General features: G+C 73.1%; 10 protein-coding genes. 9 read left to right on the top strand and 1 reads right to left on the bottom strand.

The features are described 5' to 3' along the window. The first annotated feature begins 8 nt into the window (after nucleotides 1-8). Entirely contained in the window at nucleotides 9-347 is a 339-nt protein-coding gene (locus tag ACFYWM_RS00450) for a hypothetical protein (RefSeq protein ID WP_389906836.1), read from the top strand. Nucleotides 348-355: 8 nt separating this feature from the next. On the opposite strand, the gene ACFYWM_RS00455 is transcribed toward ACFYWM_RS00450, so the two are convergent. Next, complete coding sequence (locus tag ACFYWM_RS00455) at nucleotides 356-2,350, bottom strand: hypothetical protein (protein WP_389906838.1); 1,995 nt, start codon at nucleotides 2,348-2,350, stop codon at nucleotides 356-358. A gap of 186 nt (nucleotides 2,351-2,536) precedes the next feature. Between ACFYWM_RS00455 and ACFYWM_RS00460 the strand changes: the two genes are divergently transcribed. From ACFYWM_RS00460 to ACFYWM_RS00495, 8 genes are all read left to right on the top strand, one after another. After that, on the top strand, nucleotides 2,537-3,331 hold the full coding sequence (locus ACFYWM_RS00460; protein ID WP_389906840.1) for an amidohydrolase family protein: 795 nt from the start codon (nucleotides 2,537-2,539) through the stop codon (nucleotides 3,329-3,331). Then, nucleotides 3,316-3,999: an amidohydrolase family protein gene (locus tag ACFYWM_RS00465; protein WP_389906842.1), complete on the top strand. Its 684-nt coding sequence runs from the start codon at nucleotides 3,316-3,318 to the stop codon at nucleotides 3,997-3,999. Before ACFYWM_RS00460 ends, ACFYWM_RS00465 begins: the two co-directional genes overlap by 16 nt. Nucleotides 4,000-4,203: 204 nt before the next feature. After that, on the top strand, nucleotides 4,204-6,435 hold the full coding sequence (locus tag ACFYWM_RS00470; RefSeq protein ID WP_389906844.1) for a primosomal protein N': 2,232 nt from the start codon (nucleotides 4,204-4,206) through the stop codon (nucleotides 6,433-6,435). Nucleotides 6,436-6,484: 49 nt separating this feature from the next. Further along, the gene (locus ACFYWM_RS00475; RefSeq protein WP_389906846.1) at nucleotides 6,485-8,152 is read left to right on the top strand and encodes a hypothetical protein; all 1,668 of its coding nucleotides are present in this window, start codon (nucleotides 6,485-6,487) and stop codon (nucleotides 8,150-8,152) included. A 40-nt stretch (nucleotides 8,153-8,192) separates the two neighbouring features. Next, nucleotides 8,193-9,584, top strand: a complete 1,392-nt coding sequence (locus tag ACFYWM_RS00480) for a hypothetical protein (RefSeq protein WP_389906848.1) — start codon at nucleotides 8,193-8,195, stop codon at nucleotides 9,582-9,584. 272 nt (nucleotides 9,585-9,856) lie between these two features. Further along, nucleotides 9,857-10,405, top strand: a complete 549-nt coding sequence (gene def / locus ACFYWM_RS00485) for a peptide deformylase (RefSeq protein WP_389906850.1) — start codon at nucleotides 9,857-9,859, stop codon at nucleotides 10,403-10,405. Nucleotides 10,406-10,410: 5 nt separating this feature from the next. Beyond that, on the top strand, nucleotides 10,411-11,340 hold the full coding sequence (gene fmt, locus ACFYWM_RS00490; protein ID WP_389906852.1) for a methionyl-tRNA formyltransferase: 930 nt from the start codon (nucleotides 10,411-10,413) through the stop codon (nucleotides 11,338-11,340). A 5-nt stretch (nucleotides 11,341-11,345) separates the two neighbouring features. Beyond that, nucleotides 11,346-12,977, top strand: coding sequence for an RsmB/NOP family class I SAM-dependent RNA methyltransferase (locus ACFYWM_RS00495; protein ID WP_389906854.1), 1,632 nt, complete (start codon nucleotides 11,346-11,348; stop codon nucleotides 12,975-12,977). Nucleotides 12,978-13,107 lie beyond the last annotated feature (130 nt).

Below are 13,107 nucleotides of genomic sequence, written 5' to 3' on the forward strand. Positions count from 1 at the left end.
AGGCGACATTGAGGGCCGACGTCGATTGGCTGATGAAGCTACTCCATGCAAAAGACGTCAAAGTGACGGATGGGGGGGGAAAGGACATCCCCTGCGAGGAGGGGAAGGCGAAGAGGACCTATGCCGTCACCGGTGTCAACACGACCGGAATAGATGGTTCGGTCAACACGCTCAACATGCTGGCCGGTGGTCTGGGCAGGCGGGGCTACAAAGTTTCCTCCGTCGACTGGAGCACGCCGAGAGATGAGTTAGTGAAGAAGGATGCGCATATCAAAATAACAGCGACGTCTTCCCGTGAAAAAGATTTCATGCTTTCAGGGGAAACGGAATGTCTGAGAGTAAATTAAGAATGATCTCACCCGAATGGGGTGGGCGTGTTCTGAGTTTTGTCCTTAGCGCCTCCGAAGGAAACGTCGAGCAGCGTCGCTGCTTCTCCGGCGGTGCTCGAGTCGCCGCTCCCGGAGCCGTTGCGGATCATCCAGTCGGCGAGGTTCTTCAGCGCCTTCGGGTCCTTGGCCAGCTTGTCGAAGGGGAGCAGCTTGCCGTCCTTCCCGGTGATGGGAGGTTGGCTGAAGGCTGGATCGTTCGGGGGGACCGGGTAGGAGAACCCGTAGCGCCTCAGCTCGTGAAAGATCCAGTATTCACGTCCGAGGGTGGCCAGCCGATTTCTCTCCTTGAGAGTGTCCAGGCGGGTCTTGTCGATGTCCTTGTGCGAGTCGACGGTCTCGCTCGCGGACTTGCCGATCAGCAACCAGATCAGCTCGCCGGCCGGTTCGAACGCCATACTCGCGCCCGAGGCGTCCAGCGTCGCGGCGGCCAGTTGCGAGACACCGAATCCCGCCAGGTCGACTCCCAGCCCCAGGAGAAGAAAGAGCCGATCCCTCATCTCCTGGTCGTACTCATCCATTTTCCCCTGGACCTCGTTCGCCGCGGCGAACTGCATGCCGGAGACGTAGCCCAGGCTCGCGAAGGTTCTTCCGAGGTGTTCGATGCCCGTCCCACGGTCCTTGGCGCCCGCCGCGTCCATGAGGTGCCTGGAGAACCGTCCCATTCCCGCGTCGAACGGTTTCATCCGCTCCGCCGAGTCGGCGAAGGTCTTGATGAAACGGTAGGTGTCGCCGGGGCTGAGGCGAAATTTCGGATGCAGGCCGACGGTGAGCGTGGCGGTTTTCTCGAACGCGCTCTCCTTCGTCCGGTTGGCGTCCCCGGCGTCGGCGCCCTCGATCATTTCGGCGGCGTAGGCGCCCGCGAGCATCGACATGAAGATTCTCGCGCCCTTCGCCACCTCCATCGGCTGCCCCTCCGGGTGGCGGAAGTCCGCCTCGGTCCGGAGATTGCCCATGGTGGTCATGGCGTTGAAGGCGAACCGCACCGCCTCGGGGCCGGGGGAGCGCTTCTCGAAGACACCGGACCCGGCGGCGAGCATCCGGCCGAACTCCTTCTCCAGGTCGAAGGCGATCGCGTCATGCTCGTTGGGGTAGAGCGAGACCTGCTCGTTGAGTGCGGAGAACAGGGCCCTGCGATCTTCGGGAGACAGGTCGTTGAACAGTGGCCTGGCCGTTTCCGGGTTGTTGGCCAGAGCGGACAGGAAGTGGCTCAGGTCTGCGGTCCAGCGTGCCGGAACCCTGCCCTCGGAGGCCTTCTGGACGCGGGGACGGACCACCTCGGTGAACCACCTGACAGGGAACCTGCCGTGGCCGAGCAGCAGGCCCAGATCGGCCCCCTGCGTCTTCCCGAGGTTCTCCGGTTCCCAGGCCGGGCCGAGTGTCTTCGGCCGCCGGGTCACCGCCGTGGCGAGGGCCTCACCCATGGTCTTCCAGTGCTTTTGGGTGGATTCTCCGTGATAGTGGTTCAGCTTTCGCAGCGCCGTCGCCGCGCCCTTCGGGCCGAGGGCGGCGAAGAACCCCGCGGTGAAGTCGGCGTCCTTCCGCCTGTCGGCGAGCCGGTCGAAGATCCCGTCGTAGACGTTCGCGGAGGAGTGGGGGGTCGGGTGTCCCAGGGCGATGAGGGACTCCGCGAGCTTCTCGCCCTCGTCGGTGGCGAGAGCGCGCGCCGTGAGGGCCTTCTCGTCGAAGGCCGTGAACCCTTCGCCACCGGGCCCCGGGGTGAGCCCCGGCAGACCGGGTCCTGCCAGGCCCAGGGCCCAGTCCTTCAGGAGGTCGGGCTCCTGGATCAGCTGGTTGCGCCTGCGCAGCCGCGGGATCTCCTCGTCCAGCCAGCCTTCGATCTCGCGGATTCCCAGGGCCGCCGACCGGTCGACGTCCGCCGAGGAAAGCATGTTGAGGATTCTCGGGATCTGCTCGCCCAGTGTCTTCCGCGCCTGCTCCAGCGACGTGATGAATCGCTCCATCAACTCTGGATTGATTCCCGAGTATTCATCCGGAGATGAACCGTTTTCCGATGACGCGGGCGACGTCGACCCCATATCGAAAGTCTCCTGCCGAAGGCGATCCACGTTCACTTTTAGCACCTGAATCGCAGCCTGACAGGAGTTCGATCGCCTGAGAGCGTGAGCCGTCCGTCTAATCTTTGCCCCATGTCCTCCCCGTCTCCCCGCCTGCTGCTGCGCGACGCGCGGCTGGGTCCCGGCGGCCCGCTCCGCCACGTCCTGATCGTCGACGGCCGGGTCGCGGAGGTGGCCGAGGAGCCGCCCTCCTGCGACGAGTCGGTCGACGTGGCCGGTGGCACCCTGCTGCCGGGCCTGTGGGACGCGCACGTGCACTCCGCGCAGTGGGCGCAGGCCCGGCGCAGGATCGACCTGTCCCCGGCGCGGTCGGCGCGGGAGGCGGTCGACCTCGTCGCGTTCCGCCCGGGCGCGCCCGGTGCCGGGTTCACGGTCGGTTACGGCTTCCGCGACGGCCTGTGGCCGGACACGCCGCACAAGTCGATGCTCCAGGCGGCGGCGCCCGGCCGGCCGATCGTCCTGGTGAGCAACGACCTGCACACCGCCTGGTTCAGCCCGGCCGCGCTGGCGGCGATCGGCAGGGGCGAGCACCCGACGGGGGTGCTGCGCGAGCGCGACTGCTACGACGCGATGGCGGAGATGCCCCCGCCGCCCCGGGCGGAGCTGGACCGCTGGGTGGCCGAGGCCACCACCGCCGCCGCGGCCAGGGGCGTCGTCGGCGTGCTGGACTTCGAGTTCGCCGACAACGTCACCGACTGGACCCGCCGGGCCGGGGCGGAGCGGATCGACGTCCGGGTCGGCTGCTCGATCCCGGTGAACCGGCTGGAGGAGGCGATCGGCCGCGGGCTGCGCACCGGCGATCCCGTCGCCGGTTCGGGGGCCTGCTGGAGGTCGGGCCGGTCAAGACGTTCGTGGACGGGTCGCTGAACACCAGGACCGCCTACTGCGAGGACCCCTACCCCGGCGGCGGCACGCGCGGGCTGCTGGAGACGGCGCCCGAGGAGCTGTACGGCGTCATGACCCTGGCCGCCGGGCACGGGATCCACCCGGCGGTGCACGCGATCGGCGACCTGGCGGTGGACATCGCGCTGGAGGCCTTCGAGCGGGCCGGCTGCCCCGGCCGGATCGAGCACGCGCAGCTGGTCCGCCCGCAGGACTTCGGGAGGTTCGCCCGGCCCGGCCTGGTCGCGGGCGTGCAACCCGCCCACGCGCCCGACGACCGCGACGTGGCCGACCTGCACTGGCCGGGGCGTACCGGCAGGGCCTTCGCCTACGCCGACCTGCTGGCGGCCGGAGCCGTCATCGAGCTGGGCTCGGACGCCCCGGTGGCGCCGCTCGACCCGTGGGACGGGATCGCCTCGGCGGTGGCCAGGACCGACGACGAGCGGCCCCCGTGGCACCCGGAGCAGGCGATCCCGCTGCGGGCGGCGCTCGCGGCGGCGGCCAGGGGCCGCGACGGCGTGCGTCCCGGCGACCCCGCCGACCTGGTGATCACCGAGTACGACCCGGCCGGGCTGGACGGCGACGGCCTGCGCGACATGCCGATCCTCGGCACCCTGCTCGGCGGCCGCTGGACCCACCGCCGCTCCATCTGATCCGTCCGGCCTGTCCTCGGCGGTGATCCCGCCGCCGGGCGCCGCCGCGAACGTCTCCTCGCGCCTCCTTCGATACGTCCGGCCCGTTCCGGCGGGGGTCTTGCCCGATCCGGCTCCCGTCTTCCCGGCCCGGGAGCGGCCCGGGAGCGGCCCGACCTTCCCGCCGTCGTCTGGGCGGGTGCCCGGGTCTGGTAGGACAGGTGGGTGACCCACGCCAGCCCCTCGCCGGACGACGACGCCCTGCTGCCGCTCGACGCCGTCCGTGAGCGGCCCGCGCCCGGCGGCCCCGCGAGGGCGCGGGCCGGGCGCGCCAGGGTCGTCAGGGCCGCGGGGACGGCCAGGGCGGCGGAGGTGGCCGCGCCGATCAACGGGCCGATCAAGGGACAGACCAAGGGACCGGCCAAGGAGCCGATCAAAGGGTTGATCAAGGAGCCGGTCGAGGGGCCGGTCAAGGGGGTGCCGGAGCCGGCCGCCGAGCTGCCGGTCGCCCGGATCGTCGTCGACACGCCGCTGCCGCACCTCGACCGGCTGTTCGACTACCTCGTCCCCGCCCCCCTGGACGCCACCGCGGTGCCGGGCGTCCGGGTCCGCGTCCGGTTCGCGGGCAAGCTCGTCGACGGCTTCCTGCTCGAACGGGCGGAGGGCACCGAGCACGAGGGAAAGCTGACCCGGCTGGAGCGGGTCGTCTCCGCCGAGCCCGTGCTCACCCCGGAGATCGCCGCGCTGGCCCGCGCCGTGGCCGACCACTACGCGGGGACCATGGCCGACGTCCTGCGCCTGGCCGTCCCGCCCCGCCACGCCAGGGTCGAGGCCGAGACCCCCGCCACCGTCCACCCGAACCCGGACCCGGCGCGGGCGGCGGAGACGGGACCGGGGCCGTGGGCCGACTACCCGGACGGGGAGGCGTTCCTGGCCGCCCTGGCGAAGGGCGGCTCCCCCCGCGCGGTGTGGACCGCCCTGCCGGGAACGGGGGAGAGCGGGCCCGGGTGGCCGGAGGCGGTCGCGGTCGCCGTACGGGAGACCCTGCGCGGGGGCAGGGGCGCCCTCGTGGTGCTTCCCGACGGCAAGGACGTGGCCCTGCTCGACGCGGCCCTCAGCGCCGTCCTGGAGCCCGGCGCGCACGTGGCGCTCACGGCCGACCTCGGGCCCGCCGAGCGCTACCGGCGGTGGCTGCGGGTGGCCAGAGGGCAGGCGCGGGTCGCGGCCGGGACCAGGGGCGCGGCGTTCGCCCCGGTCAGGGACCTCGGGCTCGCGGTCATCTGGGACGACGGCGACGACCTGCACTCCGAGCGGCTCGCCCCCTACCCGCACGCCAGGGAGGTCCTCGCCCTGCGCGCCCACCGGGCGCGGGCGGGCCTGCTCATCGGGGGGTACGCCCGCACGGCCGAGGCCACCCAGCTCATCGCGGCGGGCTGGGCCGGGCCCATCGCCCCGGCCCGCGCGACGGTGAGGACCAGGGCGCCGAGGGTCCGCCCGGCGGGGGAGGACTCGGAGCTGGCCAGGGACGAGGCGGCCAGGGCGGCCCGGCTGCCCAGCCTCGCCTGGCGGACCCTGCGCGCCGGGCTGGAGAGCGGCCCCGTGCTGGTGCAGGTCCCCCGGCGGGGCTACCTGCCCGCGCTGGCCTGCCAGAGCTGCCGGGCCCCGGCCCGCTGCGGGCACTGCGGGGGCCCGTTCGCGCTGCGCGCCGGCCACGCGGTCCCGTACTGCCGCTGGTGCGGCCGGATCGCGGGCGAGTGGCGCTGCCCGTCGTGCGGCGGTGTCCGGGTGCGGGCCCAGGTGGTCGGCGCCCGGCGCACCGCCGAGGAGCTGGGGCGGGCCTTCCCCTCGGTGCCGGTCAGGACGTCGGGCCGGGACGGGGTGCTCGCCACGGTCGGCGCGGGCCGCGCGCTGGTGGTCGCCACCCCGGGGGCCGAGCCGGTGCCCGAGGGCGGGTACGCCGCGGCGGTGCTGCTGGACGGCTGGGCGCTGCTCGGCCGCCCCGACCTGCGCGCCGCCGAGGAGACGCTGCGCCGGTGGATGAACGCGGCGGCTCTGCTGCGGCCCTCGGCCGAGCTGGTCGTGCTGGCCGACTCCTCGCTGGCCGCCGTGCAGGCTCTGCTGCGCTGGGATCCGGTCACCCATGCCGAGAGGGAACTAGCTGACAGGACAGAACTCGGTTTCCCCCCGGCGGTGAAAATGGCGACGCTCACCGGCTCCCCGGCGGCGGTGCGGGAAATGCTCGGCGAGATGATCCTGCCCCCCGAGGCACAGGTGCTCGGCCCCGTCCCGGTGGCCTCTCCCAAGGGGGACCAAGTGCGGGAACGCGCCATGTTGCGGATCATGCGGGGCTCCGGATCGGCACTGGCCGCGGCGCTGAAAGGGGCCGCCGGAGTACGCTCCGCGCGCAAGGCTCCCGAGGTGGTCAAGGTATGCATTGACCCCCTAGACGTGATTTGAGTTGTTTCCCCGATTCGCGGTGCTGGCAGTAAGCCGTTAATTTTCCCCTGTGTCGATCGAATGGGTGAATCGGGCCGTAGACGACCTGCGCGCGTGGGGGCGTGCGCACGGCCTGGACGTTGACGTGGACGAGGTACGACTGCTCTGCGACTACGCGAGTGACTATCTGGACGTGAACGAGCTGGGTGACTTCACCCCCGTCGCCTTCGAGGAACTGCTGCTCAACATCTACCCGCGCAAGGTCATCGCCCCCCCGGAGAGCGCCCCGGAGACCGTCGCCGCCGCTCGCACCCTGGTCGACTTCCTGCTCGCCACCGAGGAGATCGGCGGCAAGATGGCGGTCCGGATGAGGAGCGTCCTCGACCGGATCGAGCCCGAGATGCCCATCGCCCTCGCCGACACCTCCCGGTTCGGCATGGCCAAGAGCCTCTTCAGCGCGATGGGCGCCGACTCGCTGGAGCGGGCCGCCGAGGGCACTGAGAGCGCGATCCTCTCCGTCTCCGCGGCGACGGAGGAACCCGCCGTCGAGCACTGCGACTGCCCCGGCTGCACCCCCCTGCCCCCCGTGCGCCTGGTGCCCCGCGAGGCGCTCGGCCGCAGCGCCCTGCGGGTGCCGCTGCTCACCGACGCGCGCAGGCTGGTCCAGTGGATGCTCGCCGGGGGCCGCACCCCGACCGTCAAGGGCCGGCTGAGGGTACGCGACGCCGCCGAGGCGACCGCCCAGCTCTCGGTGGCCGACCCCGGCCTGCTGTGGGAGCTCGCGGTGCACACCGGCCTGGTCACGGTCGAGGGCACCGCGATCTTCGACGGCGAGGACTTCGAGCCGCTCGACATCTGGGCCGCGACGGTCGAGTTCGTCGTCGAGAAGGAGACCGGCGGCGCCGTGACGGGCGACGTCTCCCTCGACGAGGAGCTCTACGGCCTGTGCGACATGCTCTACCGCCTCCAGGCGCCCGTGCCGATCTCCCTCGTCGGCGACTACCTGGAGGAGATCGGCCTGGTCGAGGACGGCGAGATCGACGTCGCCGAGGCCGTCAGGCGGCTCGCGTACTGCGGGATGGCCGAGCCGGGCGACGAGCTGCTGGAGCTCACCCCGCTGGCCCTGTGGGGGCTGCGCGAGCTCTACACCGACCTGGGCATCGAGGCGCCCGAGGCGCCCGACCTGACCACCGCCGACGCGCCCGAGCTCATCGAGGGGCTGCTCTCCGGAATGCCCGCCGAGATGGCCGAGGCCGACATCGGGGGCTGGCTGGAGAACCGGACCCCGGCGCAGGCGGTCGCCGAGCTGCTCGGCTCCGTCTCCGGCGCGCCCGCGGTCGCCAGGGGCGTCGCGGTGACGATCGTCGACCGCCTCGGCCCCGACGCCGAGGAGGCGGTGCGCGCCTTCCTGGAGGACACGGAGCTGCGCCCGCACGCCATCCACTGGCTGAGCACGCGAGGCCTGGCGGCCCCCGTCCTCACCCAGGAGGAGGTGCTCTGGATGAGCGTGGACATGCTCGCCCTGGCCATGCCCGCCGCCGAGGAGGATCCGGAGACGTTCGCCGAGAACATGTCCGCCTCCGGCCCCCCGTCACACGTGATCGAGGAGATGTGGCGGGTCGACCATCCCGAGGTCGTCGACGTCCTTGAGCTGCTCGGACGCTCCCTCAGAGATCACGGAGCGGCCAAGGCCGCCCGCAAGGCGGCCTTCAAGGCACGTTCCCGCGCCATCGGCTGAGCCGTGTATGCGTGAGGCGCGAGTGCAGTAAGTTTCACGGGTGGCAAAGAGCGGGAACAGTGGGAACGTCTTCGACATCGGCGAACTGCGCAGGCTGGTCGACGAGCTGGGAACGGCGCCCCGCGAGCTGCGGGCGGCCGTCCTGGAGGAGTCCGTCCCGGAGGACTCCGTCACCGTCACGGGCCGCGACTGCCCCCCGCGCGGCGACGCGCTGAGCTTTCCCCCCGTCGACCTCGCCCCCGACGAGGAACTCGCCTCGTACGTGCCGCACGTGCCGCTGGTGGTCGACGCCCAGCGCCTGGCCGCCTGGACCGGCGCCCGCCAGGTGACCCCCGAGGGCCTGCTGCCCGACCCGTTCGCGCCGTGCGCCGAGCTCGACCTGCCGGGGCCCGCGCGGCTGCACCTGCTCTGGGTGGTCGCCGTCAACACCGGCATGCTCCGCATCTCGCGGGGCCGGGTGGCGCCCGGCCCGCTCGTGCTCTCCCCGGACCTGCCGCCCCGGGCGCTGCTGGGGTTCTGGGACGGCGTGGTGATGGACGTCCTCGACCGCGCCGACGACGACCTGACCGGCTCCCCGGTGATCGACGACCACCTGGCCGAGATGCTCGCCACGCTGTACGCCGTGCGCGAGGGCCTGTCCACCGCGACCCTGGTGAAGGGCGTCCTGCAGTCGCACCAGGTGGCCTGCGGGGCCCGCCAGGCGGAGATGCGGGTGCTGGCCCGCGAGCTGCCGGCCCGGCTGGAGTCGGCCCTGTCGCTCCTGGCCTACTGCGGGCTGGTGGAGACCTCGCGGTCGGGCCGGCCCCGGCTCACCCCGCTCGGCATGTGGGCCGTCCGCCAGGACCTGATGCGCGAGGGCCATGACGCGCCGACGGGCGCCGAGGTCGCCGTCTTCACCGACCTCGGCGCGGCCGAGCTGGTCGAGGCGATCATGATGGGCTCCGCCGCGCCCAGCGCCGTCACCGTGTGGCTGGAGTCCCGCCACCCCGAGGCCGCCGCCCGCGAGCTGGTCAAGGTCGCCGCCTCGGGCACGGCCGGCCGCCGAGGCGCCGCGGGCACGATCCTGGAGGAGCTCGGCCCCGAGGCCGAGGCCCCGCTCAGGGAGGCGCTCTCCGAGCCCGCCATGTGGCGCTACGCGGCCTCCTGGCTGCACATCCGGGACCTGCCCGCGCCCGCCCTCACGCCCGCCGACAACACCTGGCTCGCTGTCGACTCGCTCGCCTCGCTGCTGGAGCGCGGCGACGCCTCCGAGGCGATCTGCGAGTTCGACGCGCTGGAGCCCGGCGAGGACCTCGTCCGCGTGATCGAGGAGATGGCCCTGGTGGACCACCCCGACACCTTCGCCGTCCTGGACCTGCTGGGTTCCAGCCACGGCGACGCGGTGGTGGCCAAGTCAGCCCGCAAGGCCGCGATGAAGGCCCGCTCCCGCTGACCCGCCTCCGGGTCGCCTTCCCGCTGCCCCGCTTCCGGGCAGTCCCCCAGCAGACCCGTCTGCGGGCCGCTCTCCAGCTCCCGGCGGCGGCCCGCTGGGCCGGTCCCCGCCCGGTGCGGGAGAGTGTCCGTGCGCCGGTCCGGGAGAGGGCTCGGGGCCGGGGGCGGGGAGGGGGCGGGGAAAGGCCCGTGTCCCGGTCCCGCGGAAGGCTCGGGGGAGGCGGCCGCCGCCCTTAGACTGGGGCAATCCCCTGAAGCGTGAGGAGATCCCTGTTGGCCATTCAGCCGATCCGCCTTTTCGGCGACCCGGTGCTGCGCACTCCCGCCGAGCCGGTCAAGGACTTCGACAAGGAGCTCCGCAAGCTCGTCAAGGACCTCACCGACACGATGATGGACGCGCCCGGAGCCGGGCTGGCGGCGCCGCAGATCGGGGTCGGCCTGCGGGTCTTCACCTACTACGTGGACGACCAGCTCGGGCACCTGATCAACCCCGACCTCGACCTGTCGGACGACAAGGACGAGGAGGGGGAGGAGGGCTGCCTGTCGTTCCCCGGCCTGTCCTTCCCCACGCCCAGGTCGCTGCGGGCCGTGGCGGCCGGTTTCAACATGCACGGCGAGCCGGTCACCCTCGAGGGCACCGACCTGATGGCCCGGTGCTTCCAGCACGAGACCGACCACCTCGACGGCGTGCTGTTCATCGACCGGATGGATCTCAAGCAGCGCAAACTCGCCATGAAGGCGATCCGCGAGGCCGACTGGAACGGGGTGTCGGCCCCCGCGTTCAAGTTCTCCCCGCACGCCACCCAAGGGAAGGCTCTGTAGGAACCTTGCGCCTGGTCTTCGCCGGAACCCCGGACACCGCCCTGCCCTCGCTGCGGGCACTGATCGACTCGACCCGCCACGACGTCGTCGCCGTCGTCACGCGCCCGGACGCCCAGTCGGGCCGGGGCCGCAAGGTCCACCCGAGCCCCGTCGCCGAGCTCGCCGAGGAGGCGGGCATCGAGGTGCTCAGGCCGCCCAAGGCGGGTGACCCGGAGTTCCTCGACCGGCTCAGGGAGATCGACCCCGACTGCTGCCCGGTGGTCGCCTACGGCGCGCTCCTGCCGCAGGCCGCCCTCGACATCCCCCGGCACGGCTGGGTCAACCTCCACTTCTCGCTGCTGCCGGCCTGGCGCGGCGCGGCACCGGTGCAGCACGCCGTGCTCCACGGTGACGCGATCACCGGCGCGGCCACCTTCCAGATCGTCAAAGAGCTGGACGCGGGCCCGGTCTACGGCGTGGTCACCGAGGAGATCCGCCCCGCCGACACCAGCGGGGAGCTGCTCGCCCGGCTCGCCGAGTCCGGTGCCGGGCTGCTGGCCGCCACCCTCGACGGGATCGAGGACGGCAAGCTGGAGGCCGTGCCGCAGCCCGCGGAGGGGGTGAGCCTCGCCCCGAAGATCGGCGTCGACGACGCCAGGGTCGACTGGGCCGCGCCCGCCATGCGGGTCGACCGCCTCGTCCGGGCCTGCACCCCCGCCCCGGGGGCGTGGACCGAGTTCCGCGGCCGGCGCGTCAAGATCGGTCCGGTGCGACCGGCACCCGACGCCTCCGGACTGGCCCCCGGCCAGATCGCGGCGTCCAAGAACTCCGTCCTGGTGGGCACCGCCACCTATCCGGTCGAGCTGGGCGAGGTGCAGCCGCAGGGCAAGCGCCTGATGGGCGCGGGGGAGTGGGCTCGCGGCGTGCGGCCCACCGACGAGGATCGGCTGGCCTGAGGATCATGAGCAGTGGTAACGGCCGTAACGCCCCGCGCGGCGGGAATCGGGGCTCGGCGGGCCGCCCGCGCGGCGCCGCGAACAAGGGCAGTGCCGTGAACAAAGCCGGAGGCGGGGGCAGGGGAGGGCGCCCGCCCAAGCCGGTCCGCGACGAGGCCCGCAACGCCGCGTACGACCTGATGCGCGCCGTCGACGAGCGCGACGCCTACGCCAACCTGCTGATGCCCGCGCTGCTGCGCGAGCGCCGCCTGTCGGGGCGCGACGCGGGCCTGGCCACCGAGCTGGCCTACGGCACCCTGCGCGGCCTCGGCACCTACGACGAGATCATCGCGGCCTGCAGCGACCGGGCGCCGGAGGACGTCGACCCGCCGCTGCTGGACGCCGTCCGCCTGGGCGTGCACCAGCTGCTCAAGACGCGGGTCCCCCCGCACGCCGCCGTCGGCACCACGGTCGACCTGGTGCGGCTGCGGGTGGGCATCGGCGCCTCCAAGTACGCCAACGCCGTGCTGCGCAAGGTCTCCACTCGCTCCCTGGAGCAGTGGATCCCGATCGTGGCGCCCGACCCGGCCGACGACCCGGTGGGGCATCTGGCGGTGGCCCACAGCCACCCGAGGTGGATCGTCGACGCCCTGCGCGACGCCGTGGGCGGCGACTTCGACGAGACGGCCGCCCTGCTCGCGGCCGACAACGAGCGCCCCAAGGTGACCCTGGTCGCCCGTCCCGGCCGCTCGTCGGTGAAGGAGCTCCTCGACGCGGGCGCCGAGCCCGCCAGATACTCCCCGTACGCCGCCTACCTGCCCGAGGGCGACCCCGGCACGGTCCTCGCCGTGGCCGAGTCGCGCGCGGCCGTCCAGGACGAGGCGAGCCAGCTCGTCGCGCTCGCCCTGACGCGGGTCCCGGTGGAGGGCGCCGACTCCCGCTGGCTCGACCTGTGCGCGGGCCCCGGCGGCAAGGCGGGCCTGCTCGACGCCATCGCGACCCGCGGCGACGAGGCGGGCCTGGGCGTTCCCGGGGTGGGGGAGCCCGTGCCGGTCGCCGTGCCCGCCCCGGTCGCGGGCACGCGTACGGTCGCGGGCACGCGTACGGGCACGGGCACGCGTACGGGCACGGTCAAGGGTCCCGGCGCCGGGCCGGTGGCCTTCCCCGGCGGGGCGCGGCTGCTCGCCGCCGAGCTGCAGTACCACCGGGCGCGGCTGGTGTGGCAGACGACCAGGCAGGCCGCGGTGATCACCGCGGACGGCACCGCGCCCGCCTGGCGGCCCGGGGCCTTCGACCGGGTCATGCTCGACGCCCCCTGCACCGGCCTGGGCGCGCTGCGCCGCCGCCCCGAGGCCCGCTGGCGCCGCGACCCCCGCAGCCTTCCCGAGCTGGGCCGGCTCCAGCGCGCCCTGCTCGACTCGGCGGTCGACGCGGTCCGGCCCGGCGGCGTCGTCGCGTACGTGACCTGCTCGCCGCACCTGGCCGAGACCGTCGCCGTGGTCGGCGACATCCTGCGCCGCCGCGACGACGTCGAGGTGCTGGACGCCCGTGACCACCTCCCCGAGGTGGAGGGGCTGGGCGAGGGGCCGTACGCACGGTTCTGGCCGCACCGGCACGGCACCGACGCCATGTTCCTCGCCCTGCTGCGCCGCCGCTGAACGGGTCCCGGCCTCCTCCGGAGAGAGGGCGGCCGGGGGCGTCGCCGCAGGTCATGGCATGTGACATGGGCATATATGGGCGCTTTGTGCTGTTCGACTGGGTATAACTGCTTCCGACGGGACGCGGGGG

The sequence above is a fragment of the Streptosporangium sp. NPDC002721 genome, from assembly GCF_042888905.1.
GTDB lineage: Bacteria > Actinomycetota > Actinomycetes > Streptosporangiales > Streptosporangiaceae > Streptosporangium.

Coding starts and splice junctions, on each gene's coding strand:
- ACFYWM_RS00460 (WP_389906840.1), top strand. CDS start 2,537: ATGTCCTCCCCGTCTCCCCGCCTGCTGCTGCGCGACGCGCGGCTGGGT.
- ACFYWM_RS00455 (WP_389906838.1), bottom strand. CDS start 2,350: ATGGAGCGATTCATCACGTCGCTGGAGCAGGCGCGGAAGACACTGGGC.
- ACFYWM_RS00495 (WP_389906854.1), top strand. CDS start 11,346: ATGAGCAGTGGTAACGGCCGTAACGCCCCGCGCGGCGGGAATCGGGGC.